Source organism: Edaphobacter sp. 12200R-103, from assembly GCF_010093025.1.
Taxonomy (GTDB): domain Bacteria; phylum Acidobacteriota; class Terriglobia; order Terriglobales; family Acidobacteriaceae; genus Edaphobacter.
In genome coordinates this window covers 1,778,638-1,799,322 of record NZ_CP048114.1, presented here as the reverse complement: position 1 = coordinate 1,799,322, position 20,685 = coordinate 1,778,638, and the positions used below count along the sequence as shown (strand labels likewise).

Annotated in this window: 20 protein-coding genes; 7 read left to right on the top strand and 13 right to left on the bottom strand. The window is 60.1% G+C overall.

Going from position 1 to position 20,685, the window contains the following annotated elements:
• The first annotated feature begins 200 nt into the window (after window positions 1–200).
• Complete coding sequence (locus GWR55_RS07495; RefSeq protein ID WP_162401714.1) at window positions 201–1,532, top strand: hypothetical protein; 1,332 nt, start codon at window positions 201–203, stop codon at window positions 1,530–1,532.
• 155 nt (window positions 1,533–1,687) lie between these two features.
• Here the strand turns inward: GWR55_RS07495 and GWR55_RS07490 are convergent, their stop codons facing one another.
• A complete protein-coding gene (locus GWR55_RS07490) occupies window positions 1,688–2,482 on the bottom strand; it encodes a TIGR00282 family metallophosphoesterase (RefSeq protein WP_162401713.1) in 795 nt (264 codons plus the stop codon).
• A gap of 70 nt (window positions 2,483–2,552) precedes the next feature.
• On the opposite strand from GWR55_RS07490, the gene GWR55_RS07485 reads away from it, so the two are divergent.
• On the top strand, window positions 2,553–2,930 hold the full coding sequence (locus tag GWR55_RS07485) for an Rrf2 family transcriptional regulator (RefSeq protein WP_162401712.1): 378 nt from the start codon (window positions 2,553–2,555) through the stop codon (window positions 2,928–2,930).
• 174 nt (window positions 2,931–3,104) lie between these two features.
• Here GWR55_RS07485 and GWR55_RS07480 read toward each other — a convergent pair whose 3' ends face one another.
• Complete coding sequence (locus tag GWR55_RS07480; protein WP_162401711.1) at window positions 3,105–4,985, bottom strand: amino acid--tRNA ligase-related protein; 1,881 nt, start codon at window positions 4,983–4,985, stop codon at window positions 3,105–3,107.
• Window positions 4,986–5,077: 92 nt separating this feature from the next.
• Between GWR55_RS07480 and GWR55_RS07475 the strand changes: the two genes are divergently transcribed.
• The 4 genes from GWR55_RS07475 (at window position 5,078) to GWR55_RS07460 (ending at window position 6,953) form a co-directional block, all read left to right on the top strand.
• The gene (locus tag GWR55_RS07475) at window positions 5,078–5,314 is read left to right on the top strand and encodes an AtpZ/AtpI family protein (protein ID WP_162401710.1); all 237 of its coding nucleotides are present in this window, start codon (window positions 5,078–5,080) and stop codon (window positions 5,312–5,314) included.
• The gene (locus GWR55_RS07470; protein WP_238398705.1) at window positions 5,311–5,721 is read left to right on the top strand and encodes an ATP synthase subunit I; all 411 of its coding nucleotides are present in this window, start codon (window positions 5,311–5,313) and stop codon (window positions 5,719–5,721) included. The genes GWR55_RS07475 and GWR55_RS07470 overlap by 4 nt, the downstream gene beginning before the upstream one ends.
• Before the next feature lie 32 nt (window positions 5,722–5,753).
• On the top strand, window positions 5,754–6,485 hold the full coding sequence (gene atpB, locus GWR55_RS07465; RefSeq protein ID WP_162401709.1) for a F0F1 ATP synthase subunit A: 732 nt from the start codon (window positions 5,754–5,756) through the stop codon (window positions 6,483–6,485).
• A 156-nt stretch (window positions 6,486–6,641) separates the two neighbouring features.
• Entirely contained in the window at window positions 6,642–6,953 is a 312-nt protein-coding gene (locus tag GWR55_RS07460; RefSeq protein ID WP_162403829.1) for an ATP synthase F0 subunit C, read from the top strand.
• A 384-nt stretch (window positions 6,954–7,337) separates the two neighbouring features.
• On the opposite strand, the gene GWR55_RS07455 is transcribed toward GWR55_RS07460, so the two are convergent.
• The gene (locus tag GWR55_RS07455; RefSeq protein ID WP_162401708.1) at window positions 7,338–7,733 is read right to left on the bottom strand and encodes a nuclear transport factor 2 family protein; all 396 of its coding nucleotides are present in this window, start codon (window positions 7,731–7,733) and stop codon (window positions 7,338–7,340) included.
• A 322-nt stretch (window positions 7,734–8,055) separates the two neighbouring features.
• On the opposite strand from GWR55_RS07455, the gene GWR55_RS07450 reads away from it, so the two are divergent.
• Window positions 8,056–8,703, top strand: a complete 648-nt coding sequence (locus GWR55_RS07450; protein ID WP_162401707.1) for a hypothetical protein — start codon at window positions 8,056–8,058, stop codon at window positions 8,701–8,703.
• A 59-nt stretch (window positions 8,704–8,762) separates the two neighbouring features.
• On the opposite strand, the gene GWR55_RS07445 is transcribed toward GWR55_RS07450, so the two are convergent.
• The 10 genes from GWR55_RS07445 to GWR55_RS07400 form a co-directional block, all read right to left on the bottom strand.
• On the bottom strand, window positions 8,763–10,277 hold the full coding sequence (locus tag GWR55_RS07445) for an NADH-quinone oxidoreductase subunit N (RefSeq protein ID WP_162401706.1): 1,515 nt from the start codon (window positions 10,275–10,277) through the stop codon (window positions 8,763–8,765).
• The gene (locus GWR55_RS07440) at window positions 10,278–11,891 is read right to left on the bottom strand and encodes a NuoM family protein (RefSeq protein ID WP_162401705.1); all 1,614 of its coding nucleotides are present in this window, start codon (window positions 11,889–11,891) and stop codon (window positions 10,278–10,280) included.
• Window positions 11,892–11,921: 30 nt separating this feature from the next.
• On the bottom strand, window positions 11,922–13,952 hold the full coding sequence (gene nuoL, locus GWR55_RS07435; RefSeq protein ID WP_162401704.1) for an NADH-quinone oxidoreductase subunit L: 2,031 nt from the start codon (window positions 13,950–13,952) through the stop codon (window positions 11,922–11,924).
• A gap of 17 nt (window positions 13,953–13,969) precedes the next feature.
• Window positions 13,970–14,275, bottom strand: a complete 306-nt coding sequence (gene nuoK / locus GWR55_RS07430) for an NADH-quinone oxidoreductase subunit NuoK (RefSeq protein WP_162401703.1) — start codon at window positions 14,273–14,275, stop codon at window positions 13,970–13,972.
• Between the two features lie 7 nt (window positions 14,276–14,282).
• Entirely contained in the window at window positions 14,283–14,789 is a 507-nt protein-coding gene (locus tag GWR55_RS07425; RefSeq protein WP_162401702.1) for an NADH-quinone oxidoreductase subunit J, read from the bottom strand.
• 101 nt (window positions 14,790–14,890) lie between these two features.
• Window positions 14,891–15,961 carry an NADH-quinone oxidoreductase subunit NuoH gene (gene nuoH, locus GWR55_RS07420; protein WP_162401701.1) on the bottom strand — a complete coding sequence of 357 codons (1,071 nt, stop codon included), beginning with the start codon at window positions 15,959–15,961 and terminating at the stop codon, window positions 14,891–14,893.
• Window positions 15,962–15,990: 29 nt separating this feature from the next.
• On the bottom strand, window positions 15,991–18,369 hold the full coding sequence (locus GWR55_RS07415) for a molybdopterin-dependent oxidoreductase (protein WP_162401700.1): 2,379 nt from the start codon (window positions 18,367–18,369) through the stop codon (window positions 15,991–15,993).
• 3 nt (window positions 18,370–18,372) lie between these two features.
• Window positions 18,373–19,698, bottom strand: coding sequence for an NADH-quinone oxidoreductase subunit NuoF (nuoF, locus tag GWR55_RS07410; RefSeq protein ID WP_162401699.1), 1,326 nt, complete (start codon window positions 19,696–19,698; stop codon window positions 18,373–18,375).
• A 1-nt stretch (window position 19,699) separates the two neighbouring features.
• Window positions 19,700–20,209, bottom strand: a complete 510-nt coding sequence (gene nuoE / locus GWR55_RS07405) for an NAD(P)H-dependent oxidoreductase subunit E (RefSeq protein WP_162401698.1) — start codon at window positions 20,207–20,209, stop codon at window positions 19,700–19,702.
• On the bottom strand, window positions 20,202–20,501 hold the full coding sequence (locus tag GWR55_RS07400; RefSeq protein ID WP_162401697.1) for a transcriptional regulator: 300 nt from the start codon (window positions 20,499–20,501) through the stop codon (window positions 20,202–20,204). Before GWR55_RS07400 ends, nuoE begins: the two co-directional genes overlap by 8 nt.
• Window positions 20,502–20,685: the final 184 nt, after the last annotated feature.

Below are 20,685 nucleotides of genomic sequence, written 5' to 3'. Positions count from 1 at the left end.
ATTTCTATAATCCGCATCATCATGCCGTGATGGATCACGCAGTCGGAACTCGCTTGATCAAACAAGTGGGGACAGGTGGGTTTACTGCTGGTATGTGCCCCGTAGCTGTTGCGGTGCACCCAAAATGTGATATATCGGGTCTGACCATCTGGCATAGCCGGGCGGAAGATTAGTAGAAGATTTATCTGAGGAGTGTGGGAATGAAGAAGGCAGTCGTTGCGTCTCTCCTGGCGGTCGCTAGCGTTGCATCGTGTGCGCGTGCGGTTGCACAAGACCAGGCTCCGGCCAGTGCCGGAGCAAGTGCACAGCAGGCGGGAGGCGGAGTACAACTTGCGCCGGCCGAATACAACGCGTATACCGCGGCAATCGGACAGAGCACGCCCCAGGCGCAGGCTCCGGCGTTGGAGTCGTTCCTGCAGACCTACCCCAACTCTCAGGTGAAGGCTGATGTTCTTCAGCGCCTGATGGTGGCTTATAGCGCGTTCGATCCAGCCAAGACCCTGGATGCCGCAAGCCGTTTGCTGCAGGTGGAACCCAATAACATCCGCGCTCTCACGATGGAGAGCTATTTCAATCTGCAGACTGCAGAGCAGACCCAGGACCCGACGGCGAAGCAGGCCGCCCTCGATAAGGCCGCCGAAGCTGGACAGAAGGGACTTGCCGTCCCGAAGCCGGCGAATATCAGCGATGCTGATTTTGCCAAGCTGAAGGAAGCTGCAGATCCGGTCTTCCACCGCGCCATCGCTACGGACGCTCTTGGCAAGAAGGATGCCGCTACTGCCGTCACCCAGCTGAAGCAGAGCCTCTCCAGCGTTCCTGTCGAGCAGACCAAAACCCCCGGTCCGCTGCTGACCGATACCTACCTGCTGGCGCAGGCCTACTATCAGACCACTCCGCCCGACGCTCTGAGCTGCGCCTGGTATGCGACCCGCGCCGCCACCTTCGCTCCGGAGCCATACAAGTCGCAGATGATGCCTCTGGCCAAGTACTGCTATAAGAAGTACCACGGCGCCGATGATGGTTTTGACACCCTCGTGGCTGCCTCGCAGCAGAGCCTTGAGCCCCCGGCCAACCTCTCCACGACCATCACGCCTGCTCCCAAGCCGGCTGACATCGTGAAGCAGGTGATCGCCAGCACCCCGGATCTTGCGACGCTGGCCGTCAGCGACAAGGAGTTTATTCTCCAGAACGGCAGTCCTGACGATGCGGCCAAGGTATGGGATACCGTCAAGGGCAAGTCGGTTCAGTTCCCGGATGCGACTGTCGTTTCGGCAACCGATACGGCTCTGGTGCTTTCCGTCTCTGACGATGCGGTGCAGTCCAAGACGGCCGATTTCACCTTCAACCTGAAGGAGCCCCTGAAGACTCTTCCTGTCGCGGGCGATAAGATCACCGTTACTGGAACCTATGATTCCTACACGCAGAACCCGATCATGATTACCATGAGCGATGGGACAGTGGTGGAACCGAAGAAAGCTCCTGCAAAGCCGGCCGCTTCGCATCACCGCGCACCCGCCCGCAGGCACAAGTAAACGCTTCGACTGGCAGTAAAAGTCGATCCAGCTAGCACCAAACCAAATGAGGCAGCCATTGCGGCTGCCTCATTTTCTTTCGAAGAAGATCATCGACACTCATGCTCGTCATGCAAATCTCGAAGCACGGTATGAAGATGTGAGATGCAGGATCTCTATTCGCCCAGCATCAAGTGCTGGATCGAACAGGCTCTTCCCGTCGCTCCATCACAGCCGATCAGCACAGCAGCCATCTTCGGATTTCCCCTGGCCGCCTCAAACTTGCCTGGCATACCGGTAAGGAAACGCTTCAGGACCAGTTCCGTCTCGACCCCGATGACTGAGTCGTACGGGCCCGACATGCCCACATCGGTGATGTAGGCGGTTCCACCCGGAAGCACGCGCGCATCTGCGGTGGGAATGTGGGTGTGGGTCCCCATGACTGCGGTGACACGGCCATCGAGATACCAGCCCAGTGCGACCTTCTCGCTGGTGGTCTCGGCGTGAATGTCCAGCAGGATGACCTTTGCGGTGAGCTGGCTGATGAGCTCGTCTGCCTTGCGGAAGGGGTCGTCACAGGAAGACATAAAGACGCGCCCCTGCAGGTTGAGCACGGCATAGTTCTGGCCTGAGGGTAGCGCGCCCTCATAGACTCCGAACCCCGGAGTCCCGACGGCGTAGTTGGCGGGGCGCAGAACACGGCGGCCGCGCTCATGCGAATCCGCCGGGACCGTCATGTACTCGAAGATCTCCCGCTTGTCCCAGATGTGGTTCCCGGTCGTGATGACGTGGGCGCCAAGATCGAAGATCTCTTCGGCGATGGAGGGCGTAATTCCGAACCCGCCGGCGGCGTTCTCGCCATTGATGACGATCAGGTCGACAGCGTTGGTTTCGACGACGTGTGGAAGGTGCTCGTGGACGATGTGGCGGCCGGCGGAGCCAAAGATATCGCCGACGAAGAGGATATTCACCTGAAAATTTTACATGTTCGCCTCATGCCGATGGCGGGATTGGCCGCGCAACTGTGTTAGCTTGCATTGCATGGCGCAAAGTGAACGCTTTCAATTGGGCCTTCGGGTGCTCGCGGTACTGGCAGAAGATCCAGAATCGATGAAGACCTCGGCCGAGATAGCCGAGACCCTGAAGGAAAGCGCGGTGATGGTACGCAGGGCCTTTCTGCTGTTACACAAGGGCGGCCTGATAGAGCAGCGCAAAGGCCCGAACGGAGGAGCAAAGCTGAAGCTCATCCCCAAGCAGATCGGGCTGGGAGACATCTTCGCCGCGACCTCCGGCGACTGGCTGGCGGTGGAAGACAAAGTTTTGGTTGGGCAGATGAAGAAGGTTCGCCAGGATGCAGTGGACGCGATGAACGAACACTCGCTGGCCGGAGTAGTAAAGCGGCTGAAGAAAGGGAAATAAGGCACAGCAAAATCGGGTGCCCCATCTTCGACGCGAAGCGGCTAAGGTGGGCAATTTTCGCGAAAGCGAAAATCCTTGCTTCCTCTACCACCCTAAAACGGATCGCGCTTAACGCGATGGCCCACCTTAGCGACGATACAACCGTCGCGAAGATGGGGCACCCGGTTTGTGGCGCTATTCCCTTGATTCACCGTGCTGCTGATCTTCCTTCTGAGCCACCTGCTCGGCGGTCTTCTGGCGCGGGCGCATGAGAGGGAAGAGGATGACATCGCGGATGGAGCTGGAGTTGGTCAGCAGCATGGTGAGGCGGTCGATGCCGATGCCTTCGCCGGCGGTGGGAGGGAGGCCGTAGCCGAGGGCGCGGACGTAGTCGTCATCGACTGCGGACATGGCCTCTTCGTCCCCGCGCTCCTTCTGCTCAATCTGCTGCTGGAAGCGTTCGTCCTGGTCGATGGGATCGTTAAGCTCGGAGAAGGCGTTGCCCACCTCGAAGCCGCCGATGTAGAACTCGAAGCGCTCGACCCAATCGGGTTCGTCGGGCTTGATCTTGGAGAGTGGAGAGACGGCGAGAGGGAAGTCGTAGATGATGTGCGGTTGGGTGAGACGGGGTTCAGAAAGTTCTTCAAACAATTCTGCGATTATTGCCCCCAATAATTCGCCTTTATGGAGGCGGTCTGCAAGCCAGTGAAAGATTTCAGCGAAATCCTCTGCTGCTTCCTCTTCAGATTGTGGTGAAGTTATTTCAATTTGTGAAGTCCATCTACTTAAACTGGATTTAGATCCTAATTCTCGTGCCGCATTTCGGAGATGAGTCACGAGATTTTCGACGGATTTGAACGTTTCCAACGCTGGAGCTGGTCCGGCTAGCGGAGGCCAGAATTTGATGATCGCCTCACGCATGGACAACCTCGTCCACTCACCAAGATTGATCTCATTCCCGTTGAAGTGGGTGATCAGAGAGCCGTTGACTTCCATGGCGACGAATTTGATGAGCTCTTCCGTCAGGTCCATCAGGTCGTGGTAATTGGCGTAGGCCTGGTAGAACTCGAGCATGGTGAACTCGGGGTTGTGCCGGGTGCTCACGCCTTCGTTGCGGAAGTTTCGGTTGATCTCATAAACGCGGTCGAGGCCGCCAACTACGAGGCGCTTCAGGTAGAGCTCCGGCGCGATACGCAGGTAGAGCGGCAGGTCGAGCTCGTTGTGGTGCGTGATGAAGGGTCGCGCGGCGGCTCCTCCGGCGATCTGCTGCATCATCGGAGTTTCGACCTCAAGATAGCCGCGGGAGTCGAAGAACTTGCGCAGCGCGCGAAGAACCTGGGCGCGCTTGACGAAGACCTCGCGGACGTTGCGCGGGGAGTCGTCGGCCTCCGGTTGCTTCTGCGGCGCTTCACCCAGGTCTGCAACTGCCAGACCTGGGGCACCCGAATTTGTCGCAGGTGTGGCGGCCTTGGCGCTGTGGCCGGTGTTCATGAAGAGGTCAACGTAGCGCTGGCGATAGCGAAGCTCGGTGTCCTCGAGACCGTGATACTTGTCGGGCAAGGCAAGCATGGCCTTGGCGAGGAAGGTGATTCCTGACGTTTCAGGCGTGGAGGTTACGTGGACAGTCAGCTCACCGGTGCGGGTGCGCATCAGGTAACCACGGACGCCGATATGGTCGCCCAGATCAAGCAGTTTGTAGAGGGCGAAGGCGTTCTCGCCGACGTCGTCCTTGCGAACGTAGATCTGGAGCCGCTGACCGCCCTGCTGAAGCTGGGCAAATCCGGCCTTGCCCTGGATCCGGATAGCCATGATGCGACCGGCGATGGCGACCTGTTTGCGGTCGGCATCCAGCTGTTCGCCGCTGACGGAGGACTCGGGCGAGTCGAAGTTCTGTTTGATCCAGGGAATCAGATCCCCATTTTGCTCATCCCAGCCTGGAGCGCTGACGGTGAAGGAGTTGGGGTAGGTGGCCTGCGCGGGATTGAGGCCGATCTCGGCGCCCAGTGCGGCGATCTGCTGGAGCTTCTCCTGGCGCTGCTGATAGAGCTTCTGCTCGAATTCGGAGTCGAAGTGCAAGGTGTTTCCTTTTTATGGATAGTCGTTGTTCAGTATAGCGGCGCGACCGAGTTCGATTGGAGAAGCCGGTCCGTGATGTAATGGTGATCGCGATGGCAGAGAACGAGAAAAAGGGTGGAGCGCTAGGCGAGCTGGTCAAGGCCGAATCAATGATTCAGCTGGCGATCGCGCTGCCTGCCGGATGCGTGATCGGCTGGCTGCTTGGGACCTGGCTCGACCATCATTTTCATCAGAACTGGATCGGAATCGTCGGAATCGTGATGGGAGCGATCGGCGGATTTCTGCAGATCTTCATGACAGCTTCCCGATACCTGAGGCGGGATAAGTGAAGGCGCTGGAATCCTTTTCCGATGAAGACTTCCGGCAGACGATGCTGCGGGCGCTGCGGCTACTCGCGATTGTTTCAGTCATCGCTGCGCTGCTGCTTTGGTGGAAGCTGGGTTGGCAGTCGGCGGCTCTGCTGGCCGTCGGGGCGGTCATTTCGGCTTCTGGCCTGTGGGAGTGGATGCGCCTGATGACGGCGGTCATGTCCAGGATGGACCAGGGCGGGACGGCGAAGCCCATGGCCATGGTCCTGCTCGGATTCTTTCTCCGTCTGGCCGCCACGATTGCGCTTCTCTATGTTAGCCTTAAGGTACTGCACGGTTCAGTCTATGCGCTTGCGGCCGGACTCGCGCTGGGGGTGTTTGCACTCACGGTGGAGGGTTTGCGGCTGGTGAAGGCCTGGACTGCCTGATCGATCTGAAAGACCGTTTCGCTAACTTTTATATGCCGACTCAGCTTTTGTTCACACGATTTCTGAACGCCCATCTCGCTGCGCCTGTCACGGCGCTGCTGGAGGCGTTTCATGTGCATCCCAGGTACCCGCAGGCTCCCATCACCGATGCGTTTGCCATGGAGCTGCTGGTCTTCGCGGTACTGGTCGCTTACTTCGTTGTCGTCCGCGTCAGCCTCAGCATCGAGAAGCCGGGAGCCGTACAGCACCTGGCAGAGATGACGCACGAGTTCGTCGCCGAGCAGGGCGAATCGGTTATCGGGCATGGCTCCGAGCGGTTCATCAGCTATCTGACGGCGCTTCTGCTGTTCATCCTGCTGAGCAACCTGCTGGGTCTGGTCCCCGGACTGGCCTCCCCGACCGCGAACCCGGTGGTTCCTCTCGGATTCGCTCTCGTCACGTTCCTGTACTACCACTACCATGGCGTTCGAGTGAACGGACCGAGCTATATCAAGCAGTTCCTCGGGCCGGTGTGGTGGCTGTATCCGCTGCTGTTCCCGATCGAGATCATCTCGCACTTCGCCCGCGTGCTTTCGCTCACGGTCCGACTTTATGCGAACATGCTGGCGGGCGACCTGGTGACGCTGGCATTCTTCTCGCTGGTTCCTATTGGAATTCCGCTGATCTTCCTGGGGCTGCACCTTGGTGTTGCTGTGGTCCAGGCGTATGTGTTCTTCCTTCTGGCGGCGGTTTACCTGTCGCTGGCAGTGGCGCACGATCATTGATCTTTGCGTCCCTCAGGGCTGAAGCTCTGAGGGATCCGGTTTTGCGGCAGGGGGACTCCCTCTCTGCCGTAGCTTCAGCGCCGCGAGCGTGAGGGTGCCAGCACGGTGAGCATCAACCACCCACTGGCGGCGTATCTGACGGGAGATGGAGTCGTAATGAAGAAGCTTCAGTATCTTTTCATGTCGTTGGCCGCGATGCTGCTCGCAACGCCGGCCTTTGCGCAGGGCGCAGCAAACTACTCGCCCGCTTCGCAGTGGGTTCCGCTGGCCGCCGGCCTGGGCATGGCCCTTGCGGCTGGTCTCTGCGGTCTGGGTCAGGGCAAGGCGACCGCCTCTGCCACCGAGGCTCTCGCACGCAACCCCGGCGCTCGTCCCGGAATCTTCATCTTCCTGATTCTCGGTCTGGCCTTCATCGAGTCGCTGGCGCTGTTCACCTTCGTTATCATCTTCCTCAAGGTGCAGGCGTAAGTTTCAGTCGATCCGGTTGTGCAAAGCCCTCGCTTCGGCGAGGGCTTTTGCTTGCCTGTATTCTTGGGGTTCCCTGTACTTTTTGCGCAAAGTTTTCAAAACATATAAGTTAGGTCCGGACTTCCTGTATGACATAGGGGAGCCCTTTGTCTCTCGCCTCATCGTTAAATCTTTAGCTATCCGCGTAGAGTAAATCGGCAGTGTAAAAGTTGCTTCCTTTGTTCAAGATAGCCGTATTCGAGGGTTGACATAGTCTTGGCGAGCCATAGATGACCGCCAGACTCTTCAGCGGCTCGGCCGCGCCACTTGGATGACACCTTGCGGGGATAGAGTGCGGGGAATGCAATTCTACAAGCTGGATCCTGCTCATGCATCGATAGCTCGTTAGGATCGGTGGGCGAATGCCGCAGACGGACCAGCGATCCGTTCGCCCTCATCCCCAAGGTCCAGGGCTGCGATGAGACCGTTGTTCAGGGTGAATACGTGGAGGACCTCTCTGTCCGAAAGGACCTCTCCCTGAAGGCTCCTCACGAGCTGGTGCACCCTGACGAGAATCTTGCCGCCATCTCTCTCGGTGGTTGCAACCGGTTCGACGTGAGGATCGAACTCACTCCATTGGCGGGTCCAATAGGCGCGGATCTCCTCTTTTCCGACAACCTTGCCGCCCTCGGAAGCCTTGGGCCAGCTCACGTCTTCGGTCATCAGTGCTAAGGCGCCGTCGATATCCCGCTTGTTGAATGCGGAGTACGCCTGCTCAAGGATGGTCATCGTGTCTGCCATTCACACTCCTATAAGGCTTGCGATGCACTCGATTGTATCCCCAGAGTCACATTGTCTCTGACATCCCAGGGTTCGAGCTTCGCTCGAATGCCCAATCATGTCGCGATGAGACTGCGCCATGATTGGGGCAGCCGGCACCGTCCAGTCATGGCACAATGTGGAGCAAAGGTAATGTGGGGGATGCGTGCAATTGTTCGATAGAGTGTGGATGGCATGTTGCGTTTGCGCTGCATTCATTTCTGTCAGGCCGTCTATATCTCAGCAAGTTCGCGTCGGAGTCCAGAGGGAGATTCCTGTTGGCAAACTGACCGAGATGGAGAGTATGTTGGCTCTGGCGAACCCCGGGCAGAAGGCAGGACTGCTGACACGTCTTGGGGTTGAGGCCCCCATAGCAACGGACGTCACAGAACACCTGCTTCCGGATGAAGAGATTAAATTACGGTCGGTTCGTACCAGAGAACCCGCTCACTATGGTGTTGCGTTTCTCCCGAGTGGAGCCGGAGTTTCCTGTTATCTCTACCTTCTTCAGGAAGAAGATGGGGATTCTGCAAAGATCTTGTGGCACGTAGTCGATCAGCGGCAGCTCAATTGTTGGGCGGGCTCGAGTTCGTTGGAAATGATCTCACTGCGAGATGGGAGAGAAGATGCTCTTGTACTTCATGATGTGACTGCAGGTCATGGCTCAGGACTGCTCCTAAAAGAGACCCAAATCTTCTCGGTCGTGAATGGAAAATTGCATGAAACGCTCAGGACAGAGGATTATCACGCCGAAGATCACCTGAATGCTGATGAGAGAGTACTTAAGAGAAGCACGTTTCTGCGATTTCCTGACGACACCCTGGAAGAGACGCGAACCTCCTCGGTAAACGATAAGCTCCAGAAAGTTGAACGCCGCTATTGGCACTGGTCGGAAAAGCAGCAGAAGTTTATCGCGAGCGGCTTTTTAAAGGTTGCAGCAGCGACGCCCTAAAGTGAATGGGCATAGTCAGAAGACTATGCCCATTGATCTGGAACAGTAGAAACTAGAGGCTAGCGACCGGCGCTAGTGATGTCCTGTCCAGGTTGAGCCGGATTGGCGTGGACCGAGTCGGCGCTTTGCTGTGCCAGATCGAGGACGCGGTTAGGGGCGATTCCAAGCCAGAGAGTAGCGGCTGCGGTGATGGCGATGGCCGCGGCGGCCGGGAGGCTTACGCGGCCTGCGGCGCTGATGCGATCGTTCTCGGTGGTGGGCCGGGTGTAGATAGCGGCAAGCAGGCGCAGGTAGTAGAAGCAGGCGATTCCGCTGTTGAGCAGGCCGACGACGGCGAGCCAGACTCGGCCGGAGTGCAGGGCGGCGGAGAAGACGTAGAACTTGCCGAAGAAGCCGCCGGTGAAGGGGATTCCGATGAGCGAGAGCAGGAAAAGGCCGAGCGCGGCGGCGAGGACCGGGCGCTTGAGGGCGAGACCGGCGTAGTCGTCGATGGTGCGGGCGTTTTCGTTGTATCCGCCGATTTGGGTGATGACGGTGAAGGCTCCTACGTTCATCGCGGCATAAGCGGCGGTGTAGAAGCAGGCGGAGGCGATTCCGTCAGCAGGGAAGGCCGTGTAGGCGACAAGCAGGTAGCCGGCGTGTGCGATGGAGGAGTAGGCCAGCATGCGCTTGACGTCGCGCTGCATCAGAGCGCCGAGGTTTCCGATGAACATTGAGAGCGCAGCGATGATCCAGATGAGGCCTGCCCAGCGGGGCTCGTACGAGGGGAAGCCGGAGAAGAGGATGCGGAGCAGGACGGCGAAGGCCGCGGCCTTGGGGGCGGTGGACATGAGGCCGACGACAGGGGCGGGAGCGCCCTGGTAGACGTCGGGGGTCCAGACGTGGAAGGGAGCCGCCGAGACCTTGAAGCCGATGCCGATGATGATGAGAGCAAGGGCGAGGATGGCGAGGGTGGGGGTTGCCGTATGGGCGAGACCGAGCGAGATAGCGTCGATGCGGGTGGAGCCGGTCGCGCCGAAGGCCAGCGCAATTCCGTAGAGGAAGAAGGCGGTGGCGAAGGAGCCGAGCAGAAAGTATTTGATGGATGATTCGGCCGTGGCGGCGTGGCCCTTGCGGAAGCCGGCCATGATGTAGGTCGAGATGGAGGAGATCTCGAGACCGACGAAGACCATCAAAAGCTCAACCGAGCAGGTCATCAGCATCATGCCTACGGCGCCGAAGAGGACGAGGGCGAAGTATTCGCCAGCGTGAGTGGCGTAACCCTCAAAGTAGTCGACGGAGCTGAGCAGGGTGACCAGGACGATGGCTGCAATCAACAGATGGAAGAAGACCGAAAAGGTATCGACCTGGATGGTTCCGAAGAAGGCGTGGACGGTGCCGAAGCCGAGCTGGTACCAACTGGCGAGGCCTCCAGCGATAGTGCCGAGGATGGCGAGCCAGCCGAGCGGTTTGCGCGAGCTGCCGGGCGGTTTGCGCGAGCTGCCGGGCGGAAGCATGGGCTCAGCCAGCATGATAAGCACGCCGGTGATGGTCAGGATGATCTCGGGCAGAAGAGCGAGGACGTTGGGAGACATCTATCGAGCTCCTTTCGTCGCGGAGGATGCTGTAGTCATGTTGAATGCTGTCTCTGAGCCGGAAGAAACAGGAGTGGCGTTCCGGGAGGCGTCAAAGTCCATCGTGACGGCCTGGCTGCGGTTGACGACGGCAGCGATATGGGAAGCAGCCGGATCGATGGCACGAAGCCAGACGGGAGAGGAGATTCCCATAAAGAGGAAGAGTGCGACCAGGGGCCAGAGAGCCAGGTGCTCACGGGCGGTGAGGTCGACGGGAGTAATCGTCTCAGGGCGGCGTCCAAGCTCACCGTAGAAGACGCGCTGGATCATCCAGAGCATGTAGGAGGCGGTGAGAATGACGCTCGAAGTGGCCAGCACGGTCCAGCCCATGTGGTGGGTGATGTTGGACTGCATGGCTCCGGAGAAGACGAGGAACTCACCGACGAAGCCGTTGAGCATGGGTAGCCCGGTGACCGAGAGGGCGGTGAAGACGAACATGGTGACGATCCAGGGGAGGCGGGCAGCGAGGCCGCCGTACTCGCGCATGTCGTAGGTGCGGTAGCGCTCGTAGAGGAGGCCGAGCAGCATGAAGAGGGCGGACCCGCCGATGCCCTCGTTCAGTGTCTGGTAGATGCCGCCGTTGATGCCGGTGACGGTGAAGGCGAAGATCCCGAGGATGACGACCGAGACGTGGCCGAGCGTGCCGTAGGCAGCGAGCCGCTTAAGGTCCTTCTGGACGAGCGCGACGAGAGCGCCGTAGACGATTCCGATGGCTCCGAGCGCGAGCATCAGTGGAGCGATGCGGTGCGACTGGGCGGGGAAGATTCCGAAGGAGAAGCGCAGGATGGAGTAGAGGCCGAGCTTGCCGGCGAGGACCATGACCGCGGCGGTTGGTGCTTCGCTGACCGCGTCAGAGAGCCAGCCGTGCAGCGGGAAGACGGGGACCTTGACCGCGAAGGCGGCGAGGAAGGCCAATGATGCGAGCCAAAGGGCGGTGCCGTTGGTCGAGAGGGTGTGAGCTGCTGCCATCTGGGCCAGCTGGGGGTAGTCGAAGGTGCCGGTGCGTGCGTAGAGCCAGAGCATGGCGACCAGAAGGATGGCCGAGGGGATGAAGGCGTAGAGGAAGAACTTGATGGCGGCGCGACGGCGGTTTTCGGTGCGGCCGAAGGTGGCGATCAGGAGCGCCATGGGGACCAGCGACAGCTCCCAGAAGGCGTAGTAGAGGAAGAGGTCGAGCGAGACAAAGATGCCGAGCATCGCGACCTGCTGGAGCAGGAAGAGCACGTAGAAGAGCCGGCGGCGGTTGTCGATGGCGCGCCATGAGATGAGAACGCCGAGCGGAGCGAGCAGTCCGGTTAACACAACGAGCCACATGGAAAGCCCGTCGACACCGACGTGGTAGCGGATAGCAGGCGAGGTGATCCAGGAGGAGTTCTGCTGGAACTGGAAGGTGCCTGCGGCAACGCTGTAGTCGTAGTGGAAAGGGAGATGCAGGGTTAAGAGGAAGGTCAGCAGGGTGACGATGAGGGCTCCCCATTGCTGGAGGCGATCACGGTCGGGCAGCAGAGCAAGGACGATGGCTCCGGCGAGCGGGACGAAGGTGATGATCGTCAGGATGTTGTGGTCAATGTTCATCTCGAAAGCGCGTCCGGGTTCCTTATTTCGTTAGTGCAGCCAGAGTGAATGGCCGAAGATCATGACAGCGATGACGGCAGCGGCGCCGAGGGCGAGCCAGCCGGCGTAGGAGCGAATGTTGCCGGACTGAACCCGGCGAACGAGTGAGCCGAGACCGCGAGCGCTGGCACCAGCGGCGAATCCAGAGCCGTTGACGATGCCGCCATCGACGAGACCGCCCAGGATGAGGCGGCTGACGACGAGCAGCGGGGTAACGATGACGGCCTGATAGATCTCGTCGACGTAGAACTTGTTCTCGACCAGGCGATAGAGGGCAGGGAATTTCTGCGCGAAGGAGGCGGCGGTTCCGGGCTTCTTGTAGTAGAGGACGTAGGCGACGAAGAGCCCGAAGAGAGCGACGAGGACCGAGACGGCGGCGAGGCCGAGTTCGGTTCCATGGCTGACACCGGGAAGCGGCGAGGGAATCATTTCCAGCGTCGCCACGGCGTGGCCGGACTCAAAGACGGGGGCTAGAAAATGCTCGATCTCATTATGTCCGCCGAGGGCGGCGGGAACTCCGACCCATCCGCCGACGATGGAGAGCAGGGCGAGGATCATGAGCGGGAGCGTCATGACGAGTGGCGACTCGTGGACGCCGTGACCGTCGTGTGCCTGGCCGGAGTCATGACCAGCATCGTGGGCGTGCTCTGCGGCGTGGTGCTCGTCAAAGCGCATCTCGCCGAAGAAGGTCTTGAACCACAGCCGGAACATGTAGAACGACGTCATGCCGGCGGTGACGAGGCCGACGAGCCAGAGAAGTTTCCCGATAGGGTTGGGCGAGACGAAGGCGCGGAAGAGGATCTCGTCCTTGGAGAAGAAACCGGCGAGCGGAGGGATGCCGGCGATGGCGAAGACGCCCATCGTCATGGTCCAGAAGGTGATGGGAATGCGCTTGCGCAGACCGCCCATGTTGCGCATGTCCTGCTCGCCCGAGAGCGCGTGGATGACGGAGCCGGCGGCGAGGAAGAGTAGCGCCTTGAAGAAGGCGTGGGTAAGCAGGTGGAAGACACCGGCTGCATACGCTCCGACACCGCAGGCCAGAAACATGTAGCCGAGCTGCGAGACGGTAGAGTAGGCGAGAACGCGCTTGATGTCGTGCTGGACCATACCGATGCAGGCGGCGATGAGAGCGGTGGCGGCTCCGATGATGGCGACGACGCCGAGGGCGTACGGGGAGCGATCGAAGATGGTGTGGGCGCGGGCAACCATGTAGATGCCCGCCGTCACCATCGTTGCCGCGTGGATGAGCGCGGAGACTGGGGTCGGGCCTTCCATGGCGTCCGGGAGCCAGACGTAGAGCGGGATCTGTGCAGATTTGCCGGCGGCGCCTACGACGAGCAGCAGGGCAATAGCGGTGAGGAAACCGCCCTGCCACTCCGTGTGCTGCGCGACGGAGCTAAAGATGGTGGCGAAGTCGAGGGTGCCAAAGTGCGCGATGAGAAGGAACATCGCGAGCAGGAAGCCGAAGTCGCCGATGCGGTTGACGATGAAGGCCTTCTTGCCGGCGTTGGCGGCGGAGTCCTTCTTGAAGTAGAAGCCGATCAGCAGGTAGGAGGCGAGACCGACGCCCTCCCAGCCGACGAAGAGCAGGAGGAAGTTGGCCGATAGGACCAGAACCAGCATGAAGAACATGAACAGGTTCAGGTAGGCGAAGAAGCGCCAGTAGCCGTCCTCGTGGGCCATGTAGCCGACGGAATAGAGATGGATGAGGAAGCCGACGCAGGTGACGACGCCCAGCATGATGAGCGTGAGGTGGTCGACGGTGAAGGCGAAGTCGGCGTGAAAGCCGGAGATGGAGATCCAGGAGTTTCCGAAGAGCGTGGCGACGGACTGGATGGATTCGGGCGCGCCCGGGGCTCGCATGGTGAACCAGAGCCAGATCCAGAGGCACGCCGAGAGGAAGGTCGGGACGAGAGCAACGGCGGAGACGAGCGGGCGCGGAAGTCGGCGGCCCAGGGTTCCATTGATGAGGAATCCGGCGAAGGGAAGAAGCGGAATCAGCCAGAGATAGGAAGCAGGCATCAGCGAATCTCGTGTCCTTAGTTTTTCAGCAGGTTGACCTGGTCAACGTTGAGGGTCTGGCGGGTACGGAAGATTGCAATGATGATTGCCAGTCCGACGGCGGCTTCGGCAGCGGCGACCACCATGACGAAGAAGACAAAGATCTGCCCTGTGATCTGGTGCCACATGTGGGCGAAGGCGACAAAGGTCAGGTTAACGGCGTTGAGCATCAGCTCAATCGACATAAAGATGGTGATGATGTTGCGCTTGATCAGGAAGCTGGCGACGCCGATGGAGAAGAGCACAGCGGCGAGGACCAGGTAATAGGAGATGGGAACGGTCATACTGGTCTTATTGCTCCTTTCGCGCGAGCACGACGGCTCCAAGGATGGCGACGAGGATCAGAACGCTGGTTACCTCAAAGGGCAGCAGCAGATCGCGGAACAGGACCCGGCTGATCTCGGCGATGTTGTTGACCGAGTTTGTAAGGTGATTGGTGAGATCGGTCGAGCCGAATGCGCGGCCGTTGCTCAGAAAGATGAAGCTGAGCAGGCAGAAGATGGCCGCAGCCCCGGGAATCCCGGCCAGGTAGGCGGCACGGCTCCCATGAGTGCGCTCTTCTTTGCCCGCGTTCAGCAACATAACGACAAAGACAAAGAGCACCATGACGGCGCCGGAGTAGACGATGACCTGTGCGGCGGCAAGGAACTCAGCCCCAAGCGACCAGTAGAGAACGGCCAGCGACATCATGACCACGACCAGCGAGAGCGCCGAATTAATGGGATGCCGCTGCAGCAGGAAGTTGATGGCTCCAGCCACGGCGAGCAGACCAAAGATGATGAACAGTGCCAGTTGCATGATGCTCCGCAGATTCCTTTTTCAGTGAATCGCTTGAATCATTCGATACAGCGCAAACTTTTGAGGGCTACCTGTTGATTGTAAAGCAGGTAGCCGGAGACTCATCCGCGTAACGCAAGGACGAGGCTGGTGGCGATGATGTTGAGGATGGCGACAGGAAGCAGAAACTTCCAGCCGAAGGCCATGAGCTGGTCATAACGGAAACGGGGTACCGTAGCGCGAACCCATATATAGAGCAGCAGAAAAGCGAGAACCTTGATGACGAACCAGAAGATTGGAAGGATAGCCGCGATGACTACATTCGAAGGCGTGGGCAGAAGGTTGCCGAAGGGGCTGGTTGGTCCGCCCAGGAAGAGCAGGGTAGCCACGCAGGCGACGGTGATCATGTTGGCGTACTCGGCCATGAAGAACATCGCGAATTTCATCGAAGAGTATTCGGTGTGATAGCCCGCGACCAGCTCGGATTCGGCCTCGGGGAGGTCGAAAGGTGCGCGATTGGTCTCGGCGTAGGCGGCCATCAGGTAGATGAAGAAGGCGACGATCTGGAAGCCGCCGAAGATATTCCAGGAAAGAGCCCCGTGGCCGGACTGAGAAGCGACGATGTCGCGGAGACGCAGCGAACCGGCGCGAAGCACGACTCCCACGAGCGACAGGCCGAGAGCGAGTTCATAGCTGATCATCTGCGAAGTTGCGCGGAGCGATCCGAGCAGGGCGAACTTGTTGTTCGAAGACCAGCCCGAGAGGGCGATGCCGTAGACCCCGATGGAGGTAATACCGAGGATCACCAGAAGGCCGATGTTGATGTCGGCGATCGTTCCCATGTCGACGCTGATTCCATTGGCGGTGACATGCGTGACTGCGCCGAACGGCACGACGGCAATGGAGATCAGCGCGCAGGTAAGTGCAATGATGGGCGCAAGGACAAAGAGCGGCTTCTCGGCGGCCAGCGGCATCAGATCTTCTTTGAGAAAGAGCTTGATCCCGTCGGCCAGCGGCTGCAGAAGACCGAAGGGGCCGACGCGCGAAGGTCCCCAGCGATTCTGCATGCGGCCAAGAACCTTGCGCTCGAGCAGGACGGTGTACGCCACCGCCGTGAGCGTAATGACGAGCACGACAACGATCTTGAGGATCGAGAGCAGCAGAAATGTCTGAAATTCGGTGAGGTGGCTCACGGTTTTAACTTTTTACTCCTGTATCGAAGTCATTCTGCTGCCGTATGGATCTGAATCAGAGGTTCGTCGCCCTGATAGCGTTGCACATCGTTGAGCGCTGGTGAGAAGCGGCCCAGAGTTCCCGAGGTGAAGAGCGTGTCACCTGAGGGAAGTACAAGATCGCGGCGGTTGGGGGTGGCAGCAGCGCCTGCGGCCGGTTCCAGATGCTGGTCGTTGCCGCTCAATAGCTGCAGGCGAAGGAGATCGTATCCGGGAACGAGGCGCTGAATCTCATCGAGGATAGCCCAGGGATCGAAGGGAGACAGCTTGGGCTCAAGATTGTTGGCGGCCAGCCAGACGGCATGACGGTCGGCCTCGCCGGACTGGGCGCCGCGGCTCTGGCCCATATCGGCGCGAAGACCTTTTCCGAAGGGCACGAGCGTCTTGATGTCGGCTCCCATCTTGTCGGCGACACGTACGATCATCTCGAAGTCGCTGCGGACGCCGGCGCGATCGCCGGCCTTCTGGACAAGCTGCAGATCGCCGTAGCTGTTGGTGACCGAGCCGCCCTTCTCGTAGAGGTTTGCCGCTGGGAGGATAACGTCGGCCAGTTGCGCGGTCTCCGTCATAAACATCTCCTGCACGACCACGAAGGTATTCTTCAGGGCGGCGGGATCGATGTTGTAGCGGGCGACGGGGTTCGAGTTGACGACGTAAAGCGCTGAGAGATCCCCACGTCCGGCAGCCTCAAAGATCTCGAGCATGTCGAGGCCGGGTGTTGTGGGCGCGTTGTGCTCGGCGAAGGGACCTGGATGGGTGACCGGAACGTACCCGGGGAGCATATCGGGTAGCAGGCCCATGTCGGCGGCGCCGCGCGAGTTGACATAGTCGGAGAGCAGGGCGAACTTCGCACCCGGAATGGTGAGGCCGAACTCGATGAGGCGTTTGAGGCCAGCCCCACGAAGCTCTGAACCGATGAGGATAAGGAGCTTCTCTTCGGCTTTGACGGCCTCGCGGAAGGTATCGAGGGCGGAGGTATCGGAGGCGGCGTTTGAGGAGGATGCGGCGTCGCCCGCGAGGTAGGCGGCAAGAGCGCCGTACCCGAAGGGAGCCAGCTGAAGGAATGCCTTTGCCTGGCGGCGCAGCTTGATCTCGCCGGTATTGGCGACGTAGAGGCGCGCTTTGTTCAGGCGGACATCGGTTCGCAGGTTCCAGGCCGTGCCGGGAGCCTGGTTGGTTGGGTCTCCGCCGACGAGGAGCACGGCAGGGTAGCTCTGGGTATCGCGCCAGGAGGCGGTGCGTCCCTGCTGACCCGAGAGTGCCTGAGCGAAGGTGACGTAGTCAGCCGTGCGGTGGTGATCGATGTTGTTGGTGCCGAGTACCGTGCGGGCGAACTTCTGGAGGAGGTAAGCCTCTTCGTTGGTGAGGCGGTTACCGCCGATCACCCCGATGGACTTGCCGCCGCGGCTATCACGCAGCTCGCGCAGTCTCTTACCGGCATGCGCGAAGGCCTCTTCCCAGGAGACTTGCTTGAGGGATCCGTCGGACTGCCGGACCAGAGGTGCGGTGATGCGGTCCGGCGAATTGGCGAAGTCGAAGGCGTAGCGCCCCTTGTTGCAGAGAAAGTCGCCATTGATTCCGGACTTGTCCCGATTGTCGCCGCGAACGATCTCGGCGCCGTCGGAGGTAGAGCGCACGCCGAGAGTGGTCTTGCAGCCGTCGCCGCAATGCGTGCAGACGGTGGCGACGTGGTTCATCTCCCAGGGGCGGGTCTTGTACCGGTAAGCTCCGGAGGTCAGGGCCCCGACAGGGCAGGCGTCGATGCACATGCCGCACTGCTCGCAGTCGAGGTGCGCGAGGTTGTCAGGCGACTGCTGCGCCGGGATGTTGGGAGCGATGACGGCGGAGGAGCCGCGGTTCTGGATGCCGAGCGCGAAGACGTCCATGCCTTCGCCGCACATGCGAACGCAGCGATAGCAGAGGATGCAGCGTGGGCGGTCGAAGTAGACGACCGGCGACCACTTCTGCTCTTCGCGGTGGTTCTTGGCCTCGGCATAGAGGCTTGTGCCGGCACCGTACTTGAAGGTCATGTCCTGCAACTCACACTCGCCGCCTGCATCGCAGACAGGGCAGTCGAGGGGATGATTGCCGAGGAGAAGTTCAAGGGTGGCCTTACGAGCCTGGGCAATTTCGGGGGTCTCGGTCGAGACGACCATGCCCTCGGCGACCGGGGTGGTGCAGGCGGTCTGGAGCTTCGGCATCTTTTCGATGCGGACGACGCACATGCGGCAGGCGGCCTGCAGCGAAAGCCCGGGATAGTAGCAGAAGGCAGGAACCTCAATGCCGGCGGACTTGCAGGCGTCGATGAGCAGCGTTCCGGCCGGTGCGGTGAGTTGTTTGCCGTCTACGGTGAAGGTTACGTCTGGCATGGCTTAGTGCGCTCCTACGAGCTGTTCGACCGTGATGATCGGGGTTCCGGCCTTGTGGCCCTCGATGTAGTCTTCAAACTCCTTGCGGAACTTCTTGACGAAGCCGAGTGTCGGCATGGCGGCTGCATCACCGAGTGGGCAGAAAGTGCGGCCCATCATGTTTTCGGCGAGGTACTGCACGTTGGCGACATCCTTCTTGCTGCCGCCGCCGTTGTAGACGCGGGTCAGGGTCTTCTTGATCCAGTCCGTTCCCTCGCGGCAGGGGATGCACCATCCGCAGGACTCGTGCTGGTAAAAGGCGATGGTGCGCAGGGCGAACTCGACGATGGAGACGGTCTCGTCGAGGACAACGATGCCGCCCGAGCCGAGCATGGTTCCGGCCTTGCCCATCTGGTCGAAGTCGAGGCCTACGTCAATCTCTTCCGGCAGCAGGACCGGGCAGGAAGACCCGCCAGGGACGACAGCCTTGAGCTTTTTGCCGTCCTTAATACCGCCGGCGACGTCATAAATTGCCTTCTTGAGGTTGTAGCCCATAGGCAGCTCGTAGACGCCGGGGCGCTCAACGTGGCCGGAGATACCGAAGAGACGGGTTCCGCCGTTGCGTTCGGAGCCAAGCTTGGCGTAGGCCTCGCCGCCCATCAGCAGAATGTGCGGGGCCGAGGCGATGGTCTCCGCGTTATTGATGACGGTGGGACCGCCGTAGAGGCCAACTACTGCGGGGAAGGGAGGTTTGATGCGGGGAACGCCGCGCTTGCCCTCGAGCGACTCCATGAGGGCGGACTCTTCGCCGACCTCATAGGCTCCTGCGCCGGACTGGGTGACGATATCGAAGTCCAGGCCAGAGCCGAAGATATTTTTGCCGAGAAAGCCCTTGGCGTAGGCGTCGGCGACGGCCTTCTCCATGATCTTCAGGAGGTAGCGGTACTCGCCGCGGAGGTAGATGAAGCCCATCTTCGCGCCGATAGCCAGACCAGCGATCATGGTGCCTTCGATGACGGCATGGGGGTCGTGGAGGAAGATGACGTGATCTTTGCAGGTTCCGGGCTCTGATTCGTCGCCGTTGACCAGGACGTACTTGGGCTTTTCGGACTGCTTGGGGACGAAGGACCACTTCATGCCGGTGGGGAAGCCTGCTCCGCCGCGACCGCGAAGGCCGGAGGCCTTCATGGTGTCGATGATCCAGGCAGCCATATTCTCGCCCTGGGAGATGGCCTTCTGGACGGCCTTATAGCCGTCAAGCTCGATGTACTTGTCGATGTCGGCAGCGCCCTGTCCGAAGCGGCGGCTGATGACTTTGACTTCGTCGGGATGGGAGACGAGGGTTGGCATGCTATTTCACGTCCTTTCCCTTGCCGGCGCGGTAGGTCTCGAGGATCTCGTCGACCTTGACGGTGGTGAGGTTGTCGTGGAAGTCGTAGTTGACCTGCATAGCAGGGGCCCAGCAGCAGGCCCCGATGCACTCGACCTCTTCGAGCGAAAAGAGCTTGTCGGCGGTGACCTCTTTATGGCCGATGCCGAGCTTGTGCCTGCAGTGGTCCAGGATCTCGTAGCCGCCGCGCAGCATGCAGGAGATGTTGGTGCAGACCTGCACGTTGTACTTGCCTGCAGGTTTGGTGCGCAGCATGGAGTAGTACGAGAGCACGTTGCGGACGTCGAGCTCCATCAGGTCGAGGCGCTGGGCGATCTCGGTCACGACGGCGTCGGAGACGTAGCCGACCTCGTCCTGCGCGTAGAGCAGCATGGGGACGAGGGCAGAGCGCTTGACGGGGTAAAGGGTTACCAGGCGGTCGAAGCGCGCGGCTGTCTCGGGCGTAAAGATTGAATTGGCGATCTCACTCACTGTGCATCATCTCCCGCGCCAGTTCTTCGGCGGCAAGGTCCATCTCCTGTGTCTTTGCATCCAGTTTAACCGTTCCATCCTCCAGGAGCGAAAAGGCGGATTGGTTTCCTTCGCTGTCTTCCGCAAGATCATGCGTAAAACGAAGCCAGCGGTTGGCTACGCGAAGCGTGATCTCGTCTGCGCCGACCTCGACAACTGCATGATGCCGGCTGTTGAGTCCGTGGGCGGCTGCATAGGAGCGGAGCAGGGAGGCCCAGGAGGTCCAAAGTTCGGTACGAAGTCGATTGTCCAACCGGTACCTCAGGGGCTAAAGCCCCGAATCTTCTATCGCACATTTCGGCACGGCTAAAGTCGTGCCCTTAACAAAACCACAAAGCAAGTTGCGATCCGCTATGGCAGATCGAGTGTCTAGCAAACCAGAGTGCGATCTGGCGCGGCCAAATCGTATCTCTCATCAAAACCACAACAGTTCATTC